The organism is Sphaerisporangium viridialbum, assembly GCF_049674955.1.
GTDB classification, from domain to species: domain Bacteria; phylum Actinomycetota; class Actinomycetes; order Streptosporangiales; family Streptosporangiaceae; genus Sphaerisporangium; species Sphaerisporangium viridialbum.
Genome location: NZ_CP187232.1, coordinates 9,640,101 through 9,659,376, shown reverse-complemented (window position 1 = coordinate 9,659,376; position 19,276 = coordinate 9,640,101). Strand labels below are relative to the sequence as shown.

18 protein-coding genes are annotated in these 19,276 nt (G+C 66.6%); 8 read left to right on the top strand and 10 right to left on the bottom strand.

Annotation, left to right across the window (positions count from 1 at the left end):
• Window positions 1-5 precede the first annotated feature (5 nt).
• From ACOZ38_RS43475 to ACOZ38_RS43465, 3 genes are read right to left on the bottom strand one after another with little or no spacing between them, the layout of a single operon-like run.
• Window positions 6-518 carry an aromatic-ring-hydroxylating dioxygenase subunit beta gene (locus ACOZ38_RS43475; protein WP_358046591.1) on the bottom strand — a complete coding sequence of 171 codons (513 nt, stop codon included), beginning with the start codon at window positions 516-518 and terminating at the stop codon, window positions 6-8.
• Complete coding sequence (locus ACOZ38_RS43470; RefSeq protein WP_424536657.1) at window positions 515-1,834, bottom strand: aromatic ring-hydroxylating oxygenase subunit alpha; 1,320 nt, start codon at window positions 1,832-1,834, stop codon at window positions 515-517. Before ACOZ38_RS43470 ends, ACOZ38_RS43475 begins: the two co-directional genes overlap by 4 nt.
• Window positions 1,831-2,997, bottom strand: coding sequence for a glycosyltransferase (locus ACOZ38_RS43465; RefSeq protein WP_424536656.1), 1,167 nt, complete (start codon window positions 2,995-2,997; stop codon window positions 1,831-1,833). The genes ACOZ38_RS43470 and ACOZ38_RS43465 overlap by 4 nt, the downstream gene beginning before the upstream one ends.
• Before the next feature lie 935 nt (window positions 2,998-3,932).
• Between ACOZ38_RS43465 and ACOZ38_RS43460 the strand changes: the two genes are divergently transcribed.
• Window positions 3,933-4,745, top strand: coding sequence for a hypothetical protein (locus ACOZ38_RS43460; protein ID WP_424536655.1), 813 nt, complete (start codon window positions 3,933-3,935; stop codon window positions 4,743-4,745).
• Between the two features lie 168 nt (window positions 4,746-4,913).
• On the opposite strand, the gene ACOZ38_RS43455 is transcribed toward ACOZ38_RS43460, so the two are convergent.
• On the bottom strand, window positions 4,914-5,933 hold the full coding sequence (locus tag ACOZ38_RS43455) for a serine hydrolase domain-containing protein (RefSeq protein WP_424536654.1): 1,020 nt from the start codon (window positions 5,931-5,933) through the stop codon (window positions 4,914-4,916).
• Between the two features lie 967 nt (window positions 5,934-6,900).
• Here ACOZ38_RS43455 and ACOZ38_RS43450 point away from each other — a divergent pair.
• Window positions 6,901-7,611 (top strand): SDR family NAD(P)-dependent oxidoreductase, encoded by a 711-nt coding sequence (locus tag ACOZ38_RS43450; protein WP_424536653.1) that lies wholly within the window; start codon window positions 6,901-6,903, stop codon window positions 7,609-7,611.
• Between the two features lie 337 nt (window positions 7,612-7,948).
• On the opposite strand, the gene ACOZ38_RS43445 is transcribed toward ACOZ38_RS43450, so the two are convergent.
• Together ACOZ38_RS43445 and ACOZ38_RS43440 are read right to left on the bottom strand one after the other, a co-directional pair.
• Window positions 7,949-8,557 (bottom strand): DUF6461 domain-containing protein, encoded by a 609-nt coding sequence (locus ACOZ38_RS43445; protein ID WP_424536652.1) that lies wholly within the window; start codon window positions 8,555-8,557, stop codon window positions 7,949-7,951.
• A gap of 319 nt (window positions 8,558-8,876) precedes the next feature.
• Window positions 8,877-9,449 carry a TetR/AcrR family transcriptional regulator gene (locus tag ACOZ38_RS43440; RefSeq protein ID WP_424536651.1) on the bottom strand — a complete coding sequence of 191 codons (573 nt, stop codon included), beginning with the start codon at window positions 9,447-9,449 and terminating at the stop codon, window positions 8,877-8,879.
• Window positions 9,450-9,535: 86 nt separating this feature from the next.
• On the opposite strand from ACOZ38_RS43440, the gene ACOZ38_RS43435 reads away from it, so the two are divergent.
• Window positions 9,536-9,907, top strand: coding sequence for a DUF4267 domain-containing protein (locus ACOZ38_RS43435; RefSeq protein WP_405142441.1), 372 nt, complete (start codon window positions 9,536-9,538; stop codon window positions 9,905-9,907).
• Between the two features lie 37 nt (window positions 9,908-9,944).
• Window positions 9,945-10,439: a cupin domain-containing protein gene (locus ACOZ38_RS43430; RefSeq protein ID WP_424536650.1), complete on the top strand. Its 495-nt coding sequence runs from the start codon at window positions 9,945-9,947 to the stop codon at window positions 10,437-10,439.
• Window positions 10,440-10,463: 24 nt separating this feature from the next.
• Here ACOZ38_RS43430 and ACOZ38_RS43425 read toward each other — a convergent pair whose 3' ends face one another.
• A complete protein-coding gene (locus ACOZ38_RS43425) occupies window positions 10,464-10,616 on the bottom strand; it encodes an NPP1 family protein (RefSeq protein ID WP_424536649.1) in 153 nt (50 codons plus the stop codon).
• Between the two features lie 330 nt (window positions 10,617-10,946).
• Here ACOZ38_RS43425 and ACOZ38_RS43420 point away from each other — a divergent pair, with 330 nt between their 5' ends.
• Complete coding sequence (locus tag ACOZ38_RS43420) at window positions 10,947-11,222, top strand: hypothetical protein (protein ID WP_424536648.1); 276 nt, start codon at window positions 10,947-10,949, stop codon at window positions 11,220-11,222.
• Between the two features lie 290 nt (window positions 11,223-11,512).
• On the opposite strand, the gene ACOZ38_RS43415 is transcribed toward ACOZ38_RS43420, so the two are convergent.
• Together ACOZ38_RS43415 and ACOZ38_RS43410 are read right to left on the bottom strand one after the other, a co-directional pair.
• Window positions 11,513-12,256: an SDR family NAD(P)-dependent oxidoreductase gene (locus ACOZ38_RS43415; protein WP_424536647.1), complete on the bottom strand. Its 744-nt coding sequence runs from the start codon at window positions 12,254-12,256 to the stop codon at window positions 11,513-11,515.
• 99 nt (window positions 12,257-12,355) lie between these two features.
• Complete coding sequence (locus ACOZ38_RS43410) at window positions 12,356-13,321, bottom strand: serine hydrolase domain-containing protein (RefSeq protein WP_424536646.1); 966 nt, start codon at window positions 13,319-13,321, stop codon at window positions 12,356-12,358.
• 527 nt (window positions 13,322-13,848) lie between these two features.
• Between ACOZ38_RS43410 and ACOZ38_RS43405 the strand changes: the two genes are divergently transcribed.
• Window positions 13,849-14,877: a hypothetical protein gene (locus ACOZ38_RS43405; protein WP_424536645.1), complete on the top strand. Its 1,029-nt coding sequence runs from the start codon at window positions 13,849-13,851 to the stop codon at window positions 14,875-14,877.
• Between the two features lie 149 nt (window positions 14,878-15,026).
• Here ACOZ38_RS43405 and ACOZ38_RS43400 read toward each other — a convergent pair whose 3' ends face one another.
• Window positions 15,027-16,892 (bottom strand): sigma-70 family RNA polymerase sigma factor, encoded by a 1,866-nt coding sequence (locus ACOZ38_RS43400; protein ID WP_424536644.1) that lies wholly within the window; start codon window positions 16,890-16,892, stop codon window positions 15,027-15,029.
• A gap of 259 nt (window positions 16,893-17,151) precedes the next feature.
• Here ACOZ38_RS43400 and ACOZ38_RS43395 point away from each other — a divergent pair, with 259 nt between their 5' ends.
• Together ACOZ38_RS43395 and ACOZ38_RS43390 are read left to right on the top strand one after the other, a co-directional pair.
• On the top strand, window positions 17,152-18,588 hold the full coding sequence (locus ACOZ38_RS43395) for a DUF1996 domain-containing protein (protein ID WP_424536643.1): 1,437 nt from the start codon (window positions 17,152-17,154) through the stop codon (window positions 18,586-18,588).
• 69 nt (window positions 18,589-18,657) lie between these two features.
• Window positions 18,658-19,266: a DUF305 domain-containing protein gene (locus ACOZ38_RS43390; protein WP_424536642.1), complete on the top strand. Its 609-nt coding sequence runs from the start codon at window positions 18,658-18,660 to the stop codon at window positions 19,264-19,266.
• The last annotated feature ends 10 nt before the right edge of the window (window positions 19,267-19,276 follow it).

Genomic DNA, 19,276 nt, shown 5'->3' with positions numbered 1-19,276 from the left:
TCCGATCACAGGATGATGCTGAGCTTTCCGTGCTCGTACAACGTCTCGTGGTCGAGCACCACGACCCGTCTCCGGACCCGGAACGACTCGCCCTCGACGACGAGCTCGAACCGGCATTTTCCGACGTAGGCGTCAGAGCGCCCGTGCCCGAACCGGTACACGATGACATTCGCCGCCACGTCGAGGTGCGTGCCCCGATCGGTCAGGATCTCCACGTTGCTGATCATCCGATTCGTCCGCGACCGAGGGTTCTCGCACCACACCTCACCGTTGAGGAGTTGTTCGATCCGCTGGCGTAGCCGGGCAGCATCATCGTCGATGAGCCCGAGCGCATCGGCCGTCTCGCCGCGGACGTCGGTGGCCGGCACCGAGTAGCGGATGTCGTCGGTCAGCATCTCGTCGTACCACTCGAGCAGGCGCCACTCGTCGAGCAGTCGCGCCTCACGGAAAAGGAACTGGCTCACCCGGTGCCACAACCGCACCTGGGCCGCTTCGTCGACCGTCAGCTCGGTGGTCATCGTGGTTCTGCCCCTTGCATCTCGGCCCGGTGAGCGACCTCGGGGTGACCGTCGTCGCCGTGCATCAGCCGGTCCCACTGCCGCCAGAACTCGCGGGCGGGAAGCTCGTCGGTCGTCTCCGGGACCTTCTTGTTCATACCGCGTGACAGATCCGAGTAGCGGACCGTGCGGTTGAGATAACCCCGCTGGCACGACTCGACGATCTCGATGTCGTCGGGAGTGGCGAAGCCGGCGGGGCCGAGGAACGTCAGGTAGTGACTCTTGCGGAGTTCCCGGATGTCCGGATCCTCGTCCTTGGGGGCCAGGGCGACCGAGGTGATGGCCATCTGGCCGGCGCCGATCGGGTCGATCTTGCGGATCGTGATCGCGATCGCGTCGATGATCATCAAGTTGGGGAAGATCAGCACCGCACGATTGGTGCCGGTGATCCGTTCGGCGCGTTCGGCGCCGAACCGGTCGACGAACCGTGCGGCCGTCGCCTCGATCCGCGGCCGGACCTCGGCGCCGAACATCGGCGTCCAGTAGGCGAGCGGGCGGGCTGCCGCCGGTGGCAGCTCGTTGGCTCCATGCCCCAGTCCGAGGGCGCAGCCGAAGCCGCCTCGTCGTCGTGGTGGCACCGACCCCAGCGACTCCATGTAGCCGACGTAACGCTTGTGCAGGGCCCGGAAGTGGTAGATGTCGACGCTGTTCTCCATCATGAGCTTCCAGTTGGCCCGAGCCCCGTGGAGTTGCGCACCTTGGATCACCTCCATCCCGACCTCGGACTGGTCGTCGATCAGATCGAGGTACTCCGTCGCACCCGCCAGGTACTCGGTCAAGGTGCGCGGCTGCTCCGGATCGAAGGTGACGAACACGAAACCGCGGTAACTGTCACTACGGTGCTGCGCCAGGCCGAAGTCCGCCTTCCGAAAGCCTGGCCCGTACCCGTCCGGGATCGGGACCCCGACCAGGTCGCCCTGGTTGGAGAACGTCCAGTCGTGATACGGGCACCGGAACGATCTGGCCTGCCCGGCCGGCTGCGAGCAGATCAGAGCCCCGCGGTGAGTGCAGCTGTTCGCAAACACCCGGATCACCCCGTCGGACCCGCGCGCCATGACCACCGGGCGCCCGCCGACGTCGCGTGCCACGTAGGAGCCCGGCCCGGGCACCTCCGATTCGTGCCCGACGTACAACCAGCAGCGATCGAAGATCCTGGTCATCTCCCGTGCGGCCAGGTCGTCGTCGGTGTAGGCGCGGCGATCCACCCGGAACGAGAGGCGCTCAAGATCATCGACCACGATCGGGTCGCCCACCGGCCGCTGCAGTTCGATCGTCACTGCTCCCTCTTTCGCTGTAGCGTCTCGATCGTGCTGATGACCAGCTCGGCCGTGCGCACGGCAGAATCGCCGCACTCCGGCTGCGCAGCGCGCAGCCGGGCCCGGTAGTCCCGGGCGGGATCGAGCAGATCGGTGACAGCGTCAGCGACCGCCTGCTCGGTGACGCCGGCCGGCTCCAACGCCGTCCCGAAGCCCGCGCTACCCACGAAGTACGCCTGGACAGGCTGATCCACAGCCAGCGGGATCACCAGCATCGGTGTCGCCGCCCGGATCGACTCCGCCACGGAGTTGTAGCCGCCATGGGTGATGAACACGTCGGCGCGCTCGAGCACCTCACGTTGCGGCAGATATGGGGCGGTGAGCACTTCGTCGGGCAGCGCGAGCTCCTCGGCGAGATCTCCTACCGCAGCGATCACCTGTGCACCGGTCGCCGCCGCCCCGGTGATCACCGTGCGCAGCAGGTCCGGCCGCCGGTAGAAGATCGTGCCGAAGGAGACGTACACCACCGGGCGGTCGGGGTCGATCCGATCCAGGCCCGAGAAGGCGACCTCGTCGCCGCGGGTCCCCGCCGCACCCGGCAACCCGACCAGCTGCACACCGTCGTCGGTGACCGCGTCGTCCCCGACGAGAGCAGGAATCGTCGGCATCAAATTGAGAATCGGCGAACGCGCCGAATGAGTCCGGGTCGACCACAACACCCCGTGCCTGGTCAGATAGTCGCCGACCTGCTCGTCGTACGGCCAGCGACCTCGTCGATGCTCGCTCGGGCATACTCCACCCAGGTTGGCCCAGATCATCCCGTACGGCACGCCGGACGCCTGTGCGCCGACCATGGCCGACGCCGTGACCGGCAGCGAATCGACGAGCACGAAGTCCGGCGCCGTCGCACGGAGCGCGTCAGCTGTCTGGTCTGCCACCGGCGACGACTGGAGCATCGGGCCGATCTTCGCCGGGGCGCCGCTCCATGGCGCCATCTCGACCTGCCCGATCGCGTGGACCTGCGCCTTGCCCAAGGCCTGGCGACGCTGCTCGTCGAGCGCGCCACCGTCCGCAGACAACAGCAGTAGCGCAACCTCACTGCCGGCAGTTCGGAGCGCATTGACCACCGGAACATACGGGTTCAGGTGACCATGCTGAGTCGTGGTGAGGAGGGCGACACGCATCAGATCTCCGATCCATCGAAAGAAGACGATCAGGCCGACTCAAGATCTGGCTATGGATGCACCACAGCAGCCACGACCGCGACACCTCCCTGCCTTCAGAAACGAGTCGAGACGGCGACGCACGAACGGCAGAATTCCGCCCCCCGGACAGGCGAGAACGCCCGGCAGGCGAAAGGGACCCTCGACGTCCAGGTACTGCTACGAGGCTCTACGCATTCCCCACCATCGCTGAGGGGACACATCGATCGACGCTATTCGGAACAACCTCGAAACAACCGGGTTCACCACCTGACCCCCAGGCGGTTTCGCAAAGCCTGCCGGGATGTGCAATCGATGTCAATGCCTCGCAACTGGCAGCTACCGCCACTCTGCTGGACGCAACTTCGTCAAGGACGGCTATGGGACGTCTTACGCGACAGATGAGCGTCCCGCGACAGAGTCAGTGCCCGCTCAGTAGGCGAGACCGAGGTCACCCGATTTCCTGTCCGTGAAGCATTTTCGAAATGATCAAGAACGGTTCAAGCACGGTCTCAGCCATAGCCGCAGATCAACAGACCTAAGCGGCCCTGATCGCAACCGCTCTCCTAACGCGGGTGTCTTTGTCGAGTCCTATGGCAGGGCCGTGACGATCGCTGATTTCGGTAGCAGTCGTTGACTGCTGGGGCGATCGGTGGCAAGCCCATCCTTCGTCGGAGCTTGCCACCGGCGGCCATGGTTAAGGTGACAGCAGCGCTGACAGCAACGGCCGCGCCGAGATACGCAGTCTCCCTGATGCAGAGATCTAACTGCTGCACCTCGAACTGGCGCACATCCCTTCCCCTCCTGGCAAGCTCGATGACATGTGGTTTCTCCCGTGGCCGGCCGCGAAGGACGGGGATTCAGAGGCGCGGCTTCCCAGGCCGGCCCGAACGGTCCGTGCGGCCGATACGCCCACCGTGATCGAGATGCTCCGGGAAGGTCCTCGTAGCAGGTCGAAACCGGAGGCTGTCGAATACCTGGCAGCGCATTTGGCTCCAAAGGGAACGCATTACTTTGTCCCGCGACCGGCTAGATCCTGGGATGTGCTGCCTCCGGAGACGGCTGAAGAGACCTGGTTCATGTATGTGCTGCTCAGGATGAACGATGGAGCACAGGTCGTGGAGAGCCTGGGTAGGTCCTTGCCATCGTCGCGTTTCCTGGCTTTGCCCCGGAGGCTGGCGGGCTGGGAGGAGTATCGCATTGCGCGGCTTGCGAGTCAGATCCGTCGTGACACCTACCTTTGGGAACGGGATCACAGACACGATCACACCTGTGAGTACGCGGCGTGCATTGAGAAGCGCGAAGGGCACTGTGACTGCTACGACGTCAAGCAGTGGTTGCGGCACCTGAAGAAGGAGCACAGGCCCGCCCCGCTTGAGCGGGGATCGGCTCAAGAAGCTGTACGCCTGCTCATGGCCCGGGGCTTCATTGAGATCCGTGCGACAAGCCACCTCGTCCGCAAAGCTTTGGAAGAGGGCAAGCCTGAGAAGGCTCTCCACCATGTCGACCACATGGGGATGATCGCTGATATCTGCCATAACTTGCCGGGCGATTTCTTTCCGAAGCGGGGAAGGGAACGCGAGCGGCGAGCCGTGGAGAGCCTCAAGTTCCACCTACGAGAGCTCAAACCAGACGATGATGCTGCGCAGTGGGTTCGTGCTGAGCTGGACGAACAAGGCTACGACTATGCTCCGCTCCTCCCCGGACAAGCCAGATGGAGGCGTGGGTAAGCCGAACGCCCGGCGATGATGCCGGGCGCACGTCCTTGTGCTCCTACCCGAGTGCTTGGCCGAGTTTTCCGAGCGCGACGCTTGTCGTCCAGGGAGGCACTCCCACGCCATGTCCGTCGACTTTCACGGCGAGGTCGTGGGACCACGAGGTAGGGTTCCGGACCGCACTCAACAGATGCACTCAGAAGACTTGAGGGCCATCGTGGCGAGGTGGCGGGCGATGCCGTTGGTATCGGTGTCCTGCACGTTGCTGAGCACGACTACCGCGATGTCGTCATCGGGCAGGTACATGTTGCTCGCCGCGTAGCCCTGGAGAAGACCTGGGTGGTAGCGGAGTCGGTGCCCGTCGAGCCGGTCGACGAGCCAGCCGAAGGCGTACGCGGTCGACGGCAAGTTGAGGCAGCCATTGGAGGGGCACGTTGCCTGTGGCGTGAACGCCTTCTTGACGGTGGCGGGTGGCGCGACCAGGTGCGCGCCGAACGACCGGTCCCAGCGGACGATGTCGTCGGCATTGGAGTAGATGCCGGTCGCGGAGAACGCCTGGGAGCCGTTGATGGGCGGGGCCGGTGATCCGAGCGTGAAGTAGCCCTTTGCGTACCCGTCGGGCGGATTTCCCCTGCTGTAGCCGGTGTGCTGGAGGTTCAGCGGGCCGGTGATCTCGTTGTGCAGCACGGTGCCGTACGGCTTGTGCGTCACCCTCTGGATGATCGCCCCGGCCAGGATGTAGCCGGAGTTGCTGTACTTCCAGCAGGTGCCGGGCTTGAAGTCCAGTGGCTTGTTCACGAACCGCTGGATGATTTCCCGGGTCGTGGTCGGTTGCGAGAGCTTGGGAAAGAAGTCGGGCATTTCCTGGATGTCGGGGATGCCGGAGGTGTGCGTGAGGATCTCGCGGATCGTGATGGGCCGCCACGCCTTCGGGCAGGCCTTGATGTATGACGGGACGAGATACGGGCAGACCGGGTCGTTCAGGCCGAGCAGCCCACGGTCGCGCAGCTTCAGCACGAGCATCGAGGTGAACTGCTTGGTTACCGAGGCGATCCGGAAGACCGTGTCCGGCCGGACGGGGATGTGCTGCTCCTCGTCGGCCTCGCCGGCGGCGAAACGCACCAGCACCTCCCCACCTCGTACCACCAGCGCCGAGCCGGTGAACTCCTTCTTCGCGGCCAGATCCTGCAGGTACTCCCGCATCGCTGCAGCGGTCTGATCATCCTGAGGTGCCGGCTCGGTACCCAGCGGGTCCGATTTCTGGGGATCCGCGCGATCGACACCGAGGCCGGTCACGACGGTGCCCCCGGCGGATACGGCGATGGCAGGAGTGGCCAAGGGTATGGCCCCGCCGGCTAGTGCGGCGCTGATCGCGAGGAACCCGAAAACATTAGGACACTTGGGCATTTTCTCCCCCTTGAACGTACCACTGTCCCGAAATTCCGACATTTCTCCGAATCGAGTGAGTCCCGTTCGAGAACGCCCCGGCGGACCATTCTTATGGGGGCTTGCTTTTCCGCTCCTTGGAGTCACAAACGGCGATCGACGTCTTTTTCCTTCCACATATCCACTTGTTCACGCTGCTCGATGGTCGCTGGCCACCTCAGCAAAAATGACAGCCATTTCCGGACTCGATCGCAGCCGTCCGGAATTACACGCCACGGAAGGTGCCATAGAGGGGACATCGCGGGCCCGGGATGCCGCCACCGTGTCTCAGCCGATGGGCTTCCGCACCCTTCAGAGGATGTCCGGGCGGATGCCGGGCGCTCCCGCGAGCATGGGGGTGGCCTCGTAGGATCGCACCGTGCTCTTTGACCTGGACAACACTCTTGTGAACCTCGACGAGGCGTTCCGGAGGTGGGTCGAGGAGTTCGCTGATGAGCATGGCTTGGGGGCCTGACGCGGTTGATTGGCTGGCCGCTCTCGACTGGGACGGCTTTCCCCACCGTGAGGTGTTTTCGCTGTGGCCGGCTATCACACGGGATCGGGGGCGATCGGAGGTCCATGACTTCGTCCCTCAGCCACGGCCCACCGGGAAAACTGGTTACTGTCGTGCCTGCTGCTGATGCCTTGGGGTACGTCAACCGCTACATCACCCCGGGCTCACACCGTCCCATGCGCCCACATGCCAGAAATGACCCAGGGCTGTGGTCAGGCGTCGAGGCGTACGATGATCATGCTGCAGCGCCGAGGATGGGGAGCCGCCATGGGGCACGTGCTAGTCACCGGAGCCACCGGCGGGATTGGGGTGGCGCTGGTCGGCGCGCTGGTAGAGGCCGGGCATCGGGTGACTGCCGTGGGGCGCGACGTCGGGCGGCTGAACGTGCCGGGGATCGAGGTGGATCTAGCCGAGCCCGGAACGCTGGCCGCCGCGATGGGAGCGCTGGAGGATGCGAGGGGGTTGGGGGATGTTCAGGCGCTGGTGCATTGCGCCGGTATCTCGCCCGTTGCAGCCGTCGCCGACGCCGACCCCGAAACGTGGCGACGGACGCTCGCGGTAAACGTGGCCTCCGCCGCCGAACTGGCCCGGCTGACGTTACCCGCGTTACGGCGCTCCCACGGTCACGTAATCTTCGTCAACGCCGCGCCTGGAATGACCGGGGTCGCGCGCTGGTCGGCCTTCGTCGCCAGCAAGGCAGCGCTACACGAGCTGGCCGATTCACTGCGCGAGGAAGAAGCAGCCCACGGAGTACGCGTTACCACGATCTATCCCGGCCCGACTGCGACCGACCTGCTGGGCGAGGTCAGGAACGCCTTTGGTCGCCCGTACGATCCTGAACTGTGCATCCGACCGCAGACGCTCGCCGCAATGATCGTCTGGGTGCTGAGCGCACCCGCCGACGCCTACGCCTGCGAATTGTCCGTACTGCCGTCGCACTGACCTCTCAGTCGCCGAAGAGGGCGCTTGAAAGTAGAAGGTCAACAGCTTTCGTACGCCCCCAAGGGTTGCAGTTCAAGGTGGCCCACAGCCGTTCAGGTTGGACCGCGTATACCCGCTGACCTGCATTGAACTGTCTGGAACCAGGATCGTCCGAGCTTTTAATCGGTAGGTTCAGGGTTCGAGTCCCTGGCCGCCCACCCATAATGACCTGGGCAGACTCCCAGATCTCGTGATGGGATGGCGTGCAGTTGTCAGCAGCGGGTTGGGGCCGGCGGAATCAGCACCGTCCGCTTTGCTTGCCCTTCGGCTTCACGAACGCCCAGCCGCCAATGCCGCATCAGGCACGTGAATCAACAACACCGCCCATCAGGGGCCCGCTAAAGACGTCCTGTGTCAGGACGACGCCGGTCAGCCGAGCCGCGAGCAGTAGAGCTCCGTCTATCGTCGGGCGATGGGCGTTGCCGTCCTCCTCGTCGTCTCCCCGGTGTTCGGGACCGAAGCCCGCCTCCATCATCGTGGCCACCAGACGATCCGGATCACTGCCGTACCGTCGTGCAGGGTGCATATAGTTGAAATACGTCACCAACTCTCCATCAATGGCATACATGAAGTCGTTGGCGTAGTAGTCGTGTCGTAAGACGGACACGACCTCTGTCCCGGCCGACAGCGCCCGCAGAACATCAGGTTCTGTTGCCTGCCAGCCGTACACCTCGATGAGCACGGTCCAGTCATCCAGACGCCCGGCAAGGACCATGTCCTCGAACAGTCCCTCATCCATCAGCGCCTTGTAGGTCAGCGGCCGGATGCTCTCCTCCTTGGCGCCCATGCGCCGAAGTGCCTCAGCCTCATCGAGCCCCCTTACGAAGGCCAGACACCACAGATCGCCCAACTCGTCTTCCTCGACCAGCCAAGCGATGTCCGCGTAAGTGGTCTCCACCCGCAACATCCCCCGTCTCTGCGCTCCTCAGGAATACCGCCAAGGTAACGATCAGAACCGAGAGGCGTGCCCTCCACCTGCCCTACAGCTTCGGCCGACTTGTAAGCAGCAGGTCATGGCTGTGTGGGCCAGAACTGTAGCCGGTACGTTTCCAATCCTTCGGGAGGCCGCTCTTCGGCGTTGCGTGCACCAGGTCCGGGGCGAACGCTTGCGCGCACGAGCCAGTTGCGATCTTGATCATGCAGGTTCATGACCTGCTCGGAGGAGCGGCCACAGGTTTCGACCAGGCGCAGGCGGGCTCTGCCGAACAGGGAATGTGATCAGCGGGTCAGTGTGAGAAGCGGCTGAGGAGCAGTGCCAGCCGCCGCTCGTGGTCCTTGCGCCGGAGCCTGCCGTTGCGCATGAGCGTGAGGAGCCCGTGCAACCCGCTCCAGAAGGTCTCGGTGAGCGTCTCCAGGTCGTCGTCTCGCGCCAAAGGCCGTAGGACCTCGCGTAGCTCGCCGAAGGCTTCCTGCAGGGCCGGCGGCGCCTCGGCGGTGGCGAACGGCAGGTCGACAGCGTGCGTGAACATCGCGTCGTACAGCGCGGGCCGCTGCTCGGCGAATACGGCGTACGCGGCGCCGACGTCGGCGAGGGCCTGGTGAGGGTCGGCCACCGCCATACGGGCCGCGCGGAGTTCGGCGGCGAGGTCGGCGAAGCCCTCGACCGCGACCGCGGCCATGATGGCGTCCTTGCCCTTGAAGTGGCTATAGAGCACCGGCTGGCTGTACTCGATCTCCTCGGCGAGCCGCCGCGTGGTCACCGCTTCCCAGCCTTCGGATTCGGCCAGTTCTCGCGCGGCCGTGACGATCAGCCGTTCCCGCTCTGCTCGCTCGCGCTCCCGGCGCGCCTGAATGGACATGACCACCATCCTAGCGCCGCTAGCGTTTCTGTCGATGATTGGTTAGTGTTGCTCTTGTACCTAGCACTGCTAGCAAGGAGAAGGTCGTGCTCACCCCCATCGCGTACGGACTGGCGATCCTGCTCAACGTCTTCGTCATCATCATCGGCGCCCGGTTCCTCCTGGCGCCCCGCGCCGCGGCCGCCGGCTACGGCGTCCCCGCCAAGAAAGACGGAGACCCGGCCTACCTCACCATCAAGGGCCTGCGCGACTTCAGTTACGGCGTGCTCGGCCTCGCCCTGCTCGCCTTCGCAGGCGCCCGCGCCGAAGCCTGGTTCATGCTGATCGTCGCCCTGCTACCCCTCGGCGACACCGTCATCGTGCTGCGCCACGGCGGCACCAAGGCGATCGCCTTCGGCGTCCACTTCGCCACCGCCGTGATCGTCCTACTCAGCGCCGCCCTGCTGTTCGCCGTCTGAACGCGAATCGATCCCCACAAGCAAGGAGTCACACCCAATGTCGCTGATCGTGCCGAACTTCGACGAGTCCGTGATCGTCCGTTCCGCGGAGGCGGAAGTGATCGGCCGGGCCCCGACCACCATCCGGCTGCTGGCCGACAGCAGCTCGACCGGCGGCGCCCTGTCGACCCAGCGGGTCAGCCTGGTCGACGGTGCGGACGGTGCCAGACCGCACCGGCACGACGGCTCCGCCGAGCTGTTCTACATGCTCGGCGGCACCGCGCAACTGCTGTCCGGCGAGCAGGTCGTGACCGCGGAACGCGGTGACCTGGTCATCGTTCCGCCCGGTCTCGCGCACGCCTTCGCCGCCGCCCCAGGAGAAGACGCCGACATCCTCATCGTCATCACCCCGGGCGTCGAACGATTCGAGTATTTCCGCCATCTGGAGCGCATCGCCTACGGGAAGGTGCCGCCGGAAAGCCTGCTGGAGGTCCAGGAGCTCTACGACACCTACTTCCTCAACAGCACGAGCTGGAACGACGCCAGGTCCTGAAGCCGCCGGCCGACTGACGCCGGATCAGGCATAAGGATTGAACGGGATGCCTGCCGGCTTGGCCTTTGCGAGTTCTCCTTCGAAGTAGCCGTCCTTGAGGCCGAAATGGGCGCTGCCGAAATCGTGGTCGACCAGGAGATCACGGAAGCCGGGTGGGTGGTTGTCCCAGCCGATCAACGGCGGCCACTGCCACCATCCCTGGTGGTTCTCCGGCTGCTCGCCGAAATTGGCGGGGTCGTGTGGTCACGTGCCGGCGGTGTGCAGAAACAGAGGTTGGCCTGCCTCGGCTGCGGGCGCCTCTGTTCCTGGTTCCAGTCTCGAGGAGCCCTGCTTGCGATTGAGGCGCGTGTCCAGCCGCCCTGAAGTGCTCCCGGATAGGACACCTTGTCGTAGAGGGAGTGGCGCCGGTCATGCCTCAGTCCCGGTTGTTCCGAAACTGCCTGGTGATCCCCGCATCATGAGAACATCACTCTGAGGGGTCAGCGCCACACGTGAGGGAGCCGAAACGTGTTTCTGGGCGGAGCGGTCGCGATGTATGGTCCCCCGCTGCTCCTGGCCATCGGGGCGCTTCTGATTCATTCATCCCGCGCCTTGCGTAAGATCGTCTACCTCACTGTGTTCATCGGCTTATCGATCTTGCTGACGCTTCTGATCAGCGTCTTTGGGCCTAACGCACTTGGCCCATGGATCTTCATGATCGGTCCTGCGATTGTCATCACAGTGGTACGACTCGTGATGGCACTCGTCATTGATCCGCGCTCCAGGCGGTCTGTCGGTGAGTAAGCATCGCCCTTGCGAGGCCGAAGGCCGGCACGCCGATTTCCAGCTAGCCTAAGTGGTGCTCAAGTGGGAATTGTTCGCCGGTTGACGATTCCACGCAACTGGACCCGGGGAGTCGTTCTCGGCGAAGTCGATTCCGAAGCGCGCACTGAGGAATTCGAGTCCCGCGAACATGGGTTCGGGCATAAGGGGGCGATGCCCCGGGGGCTCCGGGGCATCGCTCTCTGGGTGACGTTCTCGCACTTCAGCCGTACGTACGCAACAGCCTCACCGTCTACGGCCGGTGTGGCGGGTCAGATGTTGAATCCTCCGTCGACGTTGAGCATCGCGCCTGTTACGTACTGGCCGTCGTTGCCGGTGAGGTAGGCGACGGCGGCGGCGATTTCGGCGGGGGTGCCGTAGCGGCCGAGGGCGGTGAAGTCTCTGATCATGCCGGCGTGGGGGCCGTCGGCCGGGTTCAGGTCGGTGTCGGTCGGGCCGGGGTTCACCATGTTGACGGTGATCCCACGCGGGCCGAGTTCGCGGGCCAGACCCTTGGTCAGCCCGATGAGGGCGGTCTTGCTCATCGAGTAAAGGGCGAAGCCCGGGAACACCACCCGCTCGGCGGTGTTGCTGCCGATGTTGACGATCCGGCCGCCGCCGGCCATGTGGTCGACGGCGGCCTTCGACGCGGCGAACGGAGCTCGTACGTTGACCGCGACGGTGGACTCGAATTCCTCCAACCCGAGTTCTGCCAGCGGGCCGGTCAGGTAGACCCCCGCGTTGTTGACGAGGATGTCGAGCCGGCCGAACTCGGTGGCGGCCCGGTCCACCGCCGCGGTCACGGCCGCGATGTCCGCGCTGTCCGCCTGTATGGCCAGCGCACGCCGTCCGATGGATTTGATCTGGTCGACCACCGCGTCGGCCCGTTCGGTGTTCTGCTGATAGGTGAACGCCACGTCGGCGCCGTCCTCGGCCAGGCGCAATGCCACGGCCGCGCCGATACCGCGGCTGCCGCCTGTCACCAGCGCTACTTTGCCGTCAAGGTTGTTGTTCATGACGCTCATCGTGGTCGTTTCACCCACTGCGGATCCGGCGGCATTCGGACCTCTGATTGGCATGAATACCTTGATGGCAAAGGCTGCCGTGGGTGTGGTTCAGGTCTCGATCCCCGCCAGGATCACCTCGTCGAGTACCACCGAGGCGGTCGGCTGGTTGGGCAAGTCGTACTGTCCCGCGGTGATGGCGACCGCGAGGTCCAGCCCGGGCGCCACGTAGAGCCGCTGGCCGCCGTTGCCGAACCCGCCCACCCACGTGTCGCCCATGTACCAGTGGTAGCCGTACGAGGAGCCGTCGCCGAGCCGCACGTGAGGGCGCAGCGCCGTCGCCAGCCAGGACGCGGGAACGATGCCGCGACCCCCGTCGAGCACCAGCCGTCCGATCGCGAGGAGGCCGCGAGGGGTCAGCCGCAGCCCCGAGGCGGCCAGAGCCGTCCCGTCCTCGCCGGTCGACCAGGCGAAGTCCGCGATCCCCAGGGGCTCGAACAGCTTGGCACGGCCGTAGTCCTCCAGCGCCAGCCCGGTGCCCTCCTCTATGAGCCGCGCCACCAGCGCCGAGGCGCCTCCGCAGTAGGACCATCGGACGCCGGGCTCGTCCACGATCGGCTGTCGCAGGATGTAGCGGAAGCGGTCGGGAGCGAGTTCCATCGCGATCTCGCTGTTGGCGGGGCTCGTGTAGGGGACGTTCTCGTTCCACTTCAGGCCGAGCGTCATCGTGAGCGCGTGCTCGACCGTCAGCACGGCCCGTCGGGGGTCCTCCGCGAGGTCCGGATACTCGGGGAAGTGCGCCAGCAATGACTCGTGCGGCTCCGGGACATGGCCGTCGGCCAGGGCGATGCCGTACAGGAGGCCGACGACGCTCTTGGTGACCGAGCGGATGTCGTGAAGCGTGCCGGGTGTGAAGCGCACGTGGCCGAGGGGCTCGTTCAGGATGAAGTCCTCGCCTTCGCCATAGTGCTCCAGGACCACCTCGCCGTCCCGGACGGCGACGACGGCGTGGAGATCGGGCACCCGGTCCTGCTCGATGGCCAGGGTGAGGCGGTCGGCCGGTGTGTGGCTGCTCATGATCCCGTTCTATGCCATACCCCCGTGGCAGAGCCGACCCGGCCGTACCGGCTGAACCTATGCCTCGGACGTGCCTGCCTGGCCTGGGGCGGTGGTCAGGAGGAACGCGGGGTTTGAGGCGGCCCAGTTCGGCTCGTTCAGCGAGTTGAGGGCCGTGACGATGCGCTTTTCCTCGTATCGCCGTGGCCGTCGAGGTAGGAGTCGACGTTCTCACGGAGCCGGGCCAGCTCTTCGCGGAGCCAGAGGTGGACTTCGATCAACTGATTACCGAATGCCGCGAGGCGGCCAGAGTGTTCCATGGTTGTCCCATGATTCGGCGCCTCCATGCCCTCGGCGGTCTGTATAGGTGCCGGGCCGTCAAAAGGTGCCGGGCCGGCGAGCGGTGTCGTACCGGAGATGACGCAACTGGCAAAGGTTCGGAGTTCTCGTGGTGGCGCCGGGTGGAGGCCGGGCCATGGAGCCGGATATTTTCTTGCTCAGCGGCGTGAATCCCATCGGCACGGGGTGATCCTTTCCAGTGCCTTTTCATGACGTCGGGTCGCCACCTGATTCGGCGGAACAGTAAGGCGTATGATCACGGCAGGCCGAGGAGGGGGACTCGCGTGGTCGTAACCCGTGGTGGCCCGCCCGGAGAACGACGGATCGGCACGATTGTGGATCCGGATGTGCCGTGGGATGTGGCCAACATGTTGCGCGGTAACGAGCGGCTTCTATCCCGTATCCGCGCCGGATGGACCCCCGAGCACCAGGCGGACTTCGGCGGTCCGCGAATTCCGCGTCGCATTCGCGTCGTCAGCGCGGGCCTGGCCTCATTCGCCATCGTGCTCATGCTGTTCAGCCGCCTGATCGGCACGGCCGTGTTCGTGCTTCTCATGGGCGGCGTGCTGGTGGCCTATCTGCTCATGGGTGGCGGGTCGAACGCACAGGAGGAGGACGAAATACCGGAGCGGATCGTGTACGGGCACGCCCGCCGGTACCAGGGCCGTTTTCTCCTTCCCGAGGATTTCGACGCGGCGAGCAGGGAGCTTCTCGCCCGTTCCAGGACGGCGGTCGATTCGGTCCTGCGGTCGCGGGTGAATCAGGAGGGCCTGATGGACGATCTCGGCAACGCGGTGATCCTCCCCGCCCACGAGTGGGAGATAGCACGCCTGCTGGCCAAGCTTTCCGCTCTGCGTTCCGAACACGCCGAGATCGTCGGTACGGACGTCTCGCACGAGGTGTCGGCGGTGGTGAGCCCGCTGGAACGGGTGCTCGCGGCGAGCGAGGCCGCGGTCACGGCCCGGGTCGAGGCGCTGGAGCGATACTCCCGTCATATCGCGCAGGCCGAGCGCGCGTATCACGCCCGCAACCAGATCGAGGCATTGCGCGAACGGCTGCCCCGTTACGAGGAACTGCTGGCGGAAGCCGGATCAGACAGGCTGGCCATGCCCGAGATCGCGATACTCGCCGAGGACGCCGACCGTTTGGAACAGGCGTTGAAGGACAGCGTGAAATCCGCCCACGAGGCGTTCCGCTACCTCGACGACCCTGGATATGAAGACAGCTCCGCGCGCTGAATTGGATGACTCTCGGACCCGTTTCACCGCCTTCGGGCCGCCCAGGGCGAGGTTCTGCCCGTCGCCGAATACCAGGAGGAGTTCGACCGGGTCTACGAAGCCTCCCGCGACACCGTCTGGAAACTCGAACGAGCGTAGGAGCAGAGAGGTCAGCGGGCCGACTGGAAGGCGCGGCCCGTCAGCGTCGCGGCCCCGTCGTGCCGGAAGAGCCCGCTGTTCGGTTCGGTGGGCGAGGACGGCAGGCCGAACCACCCCCAGCGTCGCACGTACGGCAGGGAGGACAGCATCTTGGTCGAGGCGGTGAGGAAGGCGGCCTGCCGCGCGTCGCCGGGGTAGCGGGTGCCGTTCGAGAAGTCGACCAGCGCGTACTCGGTGAGCCAGATCGGCTTGTGGTAGCGCTTGTAGATGGCCCGCAGGTAGGACTTGAGCTGGGCGACCGCGTTATCCGTACGGAAGTCGGAGCCGTACCAGTGCACCGCGACGAAGTCCACGCGGTACCCGCGGGCGGCCGCTCCCGACATGAAGCGGTCGAGCCACCCACCGGGTTTGTCCCCGCCGAACGCCACGGACGGACTGCCCAGCACGCGCCCGGCGGCCATGAGCTTGGGCCACAGGGACAGCGCCTTCTCCACGCTCATGTTGGCCTGGGCGGGCAGGTCGGGCTCGTTGAATCCGAGCAGGTACGGGCCGGCCCGCTTGGCCTCGGCGAGCTTCGCGGGCGTGACGCTGGCGGCTCCCCACACCATGGGGACGAACTCCACCGAATTGGACGTGCTGACGCCGTCGTGGTTCGTGTTCCAGGTGTAGTACCAGCTCGCGCCCGACTTGGCGAGCGCCGTGCTGACGCCGGGCATCTTCCACACTCCCACCCCCTTCTTGGCCGACACCCCCACGGGAGCCGGCTCGCGGGGGGCTTCGCGCCGGCTCGGGGACGGGGAGGGGGAGGGGGTCGCGGACGGCGAGCGCGACGGCAGCACCTTCGAGGTCGTCCGAGGCTCCACGACGGGCTCGGCCACCGGGGCGGGCGTGGTGGCGAGATGCCCGGCCACCACGGCGGCGACGACGACCGCGGCCACGCCGGCCGCCGCGGCCGGACCGTGCGGTATGGAGGACAGCGGCCCCCGCGAGCCGGCGGCGTGGGATGCCCGGTGCGCGCCGCGCCCCGCGAAGAGCTGCGAGGCGACATGCCTGATCGCGTCGGTGGCGGGCGGTATGACCTGGATGTGGTCCAGCAGGAAGCCGGCCGGCACGGGCAGCAGCGGCAGCCCGCTGAGCAGCCGGTCGATGGGCAGCAGCCCGGCGGCGCGCCGCCCGCAGATCGGGCAGCCGCGCACGTGCCGGGCGAAGCGCTTGCGCCACAGCGGGTTCGGCGCACCGTCCCAGTTCGAGGTGAGGGTACGCAGCTCGGGGCACCCGGAGTCCGCACTTAGCGCTCGCACGACCGTACGAGCCGTCTGGACCTGTTCCTTCATGCGCTGCACGCGTACGGCGGCGTGGCGGCCGGACAGGCCGAGCGCGCCGGCGAGGTCCGCGCGGCCGAGCTCGCCGGTCTCCTCCAGCCACCACAGGGCAAGAAGCGACCGGTCGTCGTTGTCGAGCCACCGGGTGGCCTCGGCGACCTCGCGGCGCTGGTCGGTGAGCCCGAGCCGCAGGACGGTCACGGCGGCGAAGTCCGACTCCGGGTCGGGCACCTCGGTCGCGGTGTCCAGGTCGGCCCTGCGGTTCTGCGTGGTCCGCCGGTCCTGCTCGTGGTCGCGTACCTGGCGGACGGCGATCGCCACCAGCCAGGAGCGGTACGCCTTCGGGTCCCGCAGGTCGGGAAGGGCGCGGACCACCCGCAGCAGGGTCTCCTGGACCACGTCGTCGACGTCGTTGTGCCCGTTCAGGGCCCTGCCGACGATGTTGTAGACGAGCGGGAGCGAATCGGCCACCAGAGCGTCCAGTGCCTGCTGGTCTCCGTCGCGGGCGGCCGACACCATCGCCGTGTCAGGTCCGCCCCTACCGGTTCCGGGCATCGCGCTCCGCTCCCTGTCAGTCGTCCCTGCGTCGGGTCGGGCAATTCTCTCGACAAGGGACGATCCTCTCCACCTACGAGGAGTCCCTCCTGAGAGGAGACCCGGCGAGCCACCCTCGGACAACGAAAATTCGGGGTTCTTGTCAAGGTTTCTGTTGTCGCCCGCCCGCCCCCCGGTCTCCTGTGCAGGAGCGAACGCGTCCGGCCGCCGGACGTGACGGCTCCCCATTCCGACTCCCTGTACGAAGGACCTGATCAGCATGGGTAAGACCATTCCGCGCGGTACTTCGCCAGGTCGCCGAGCAGGCCGCCGAGCCACGCTCCTGAGCGCCCTGGCCGCCGTCCTGAGCGCCTGCCTGATGAACGTCACGGTCCCGGCCGGCGCGGCCGAGGCTCCGCTCTCGCAGGGGCGCACCGCCACCGCGTCTTCGAGCGAGAGGGGCGATCTGTCGCCGTCGGCCGCAGTCGACGGCAAGGCCGGCACCCGCTGGTCGAGCAAGTTCAGCGACCCCCAGTGGCTCCAGGTCGACCTGGGCGCGACCAGCACGATCAGCAAGATCGTGCTGAACTGGGAGCACGCCTACGCCACCGCCTTCACCATCCAGGTCTCCAACGGGGGCGGGCAGTGGAAGACGATCCGGTCCACGACGGCCGGCGTCGACGGCGTGCAGACCCTGAACGTGTCGGGCAGCGGCCGGTACGTACGGCTCTACGCCACCAAGCGGTCCAGCCAGTACGGCGTCTCGTTGTGGGAGTTCCAGGTCTTCGGGACCGGCTCGGCCAAGCCCGAGCCGAGCGCCTCGCCGACCAAGCCGGTTCCGAGCGGCAGCCCCACCAAGCCCGTCCCCAGCGCCTCGCCGACCAAGCCCGCCCCGAGCGCCTCGCCGACCAAGCCGGCCCCGAGCGGCGACCCGAGCAAGGGCCCGGTGCCGCCCGGCGCCTTGCGGGTGGCCGAGTTCGTTGCCGAGTGCCCGTTCACCCATCGCCTTGCCGACGACCCGATCGTGCTTCCCGGCCTCGCGGGCGCTTCGCACATGCACAGTTTCTTCGGCAACACCTCCACTGACGCCGACTCCACGCTGACGACCCTGCTGAAGGGCAACAGCACCTGCAGCCCGAAGGCCGACCTGTCGTCGTACTGGGTGCCCACCCTCTACAACGGGGACAAAGCGGTCGAGCCCACCGGCACCACGTTCTACTACCTGGGCGAGGGCGTCAGCGACAGCGCGATGGCGAAGACCCGCGCGCTCCCGCAGGGGCTGAGGATCGTGGCCGGCAACGCCAAGGCCACCGGCGCGGACAGCACCAGCAGCGCGCGCTGGTCGTGCCTGCACGCCGGGGAGGTCGGCTCGTCCAAGAACTTCGTCAACTGCCCGGCGGGCAAGATGCTGGAGAGCTACCTGGACTTCCCGCACTGCTGGGACGGCAAGAACCTGGACTCCGCCGACCACAAGAGCCACATGTCGTACCCGGTGGGGAACGCCTGCCCGGCGTCGCACCCGGTGATCGTGCCCAAGCTCCGCATGGTGCTGCGCTACCCCGTCAGCGGCAACCCGGCCGCGTTCCGGCTGGCGTCGGGACCGGGCTACACGATGCACGGCGACTTCTTCAACGCCTGGCCCGAGGCGGAGATGGAGCGGCGTGTGCGTGACTGCATCCGCCCGATCGTCAAGTGCGGCGCCGACGGCACCCCCTGACACAGGCGCCCGAGACCAACCGAGACGACCCGAGACCAACCGAGACCAACCGAGCAAGAGGGGGATGCGATGAAGACGGCCGCCATCGGCTTACCCGTGCTCGCGGTACTCACAGGGCTACTGGTGACGCGCTGTGTCGCCGCAGGCCCGACCGCCCATTCGGCCGCGGACCACCTGCCCGCGCAGGCGGTCCGCGCGACGGCGGACACAGCTTCGGGCGTCACGGCGGACACGACGGGCTCGTTCAACGTCACCGACATCGCGTGGTTGCAGCTGATGATCCCGATGACCGAGCAGGCGGTGCGCCTGCTCGAACTGGCCCCGGCGAAGTCCGCCGATCCGGACGTCAGGCGCTTCGCCGCGGAGGCCTGTGGCGACCGCCGTACGACGCTTCATCGGCTGCGCGAGCTGCTGCGGCGGGCGGGCGTGCCGGAGTCCAATGAGCATGACGGGCACGACATGCCGGGCATGGTGACCGCCGCCGACTTCGCGGTCCTGAACAAGGCGAGCGGCGCCGCGTTCGACCGGCTCTTCAGGCAGGACGCGCGTGAGTACCTCAGCCAGTCCGTGGTGGTGGCCCGAGGAGAGCAGGGGTCGGGCGCCGACCGGGAGACCATGGCCTTCGCCGAGTCGATGGAGAAGCTCCACGCGGCCCAGCTCACCCGGCTGAGGCCGTGAGAAGCGCGCG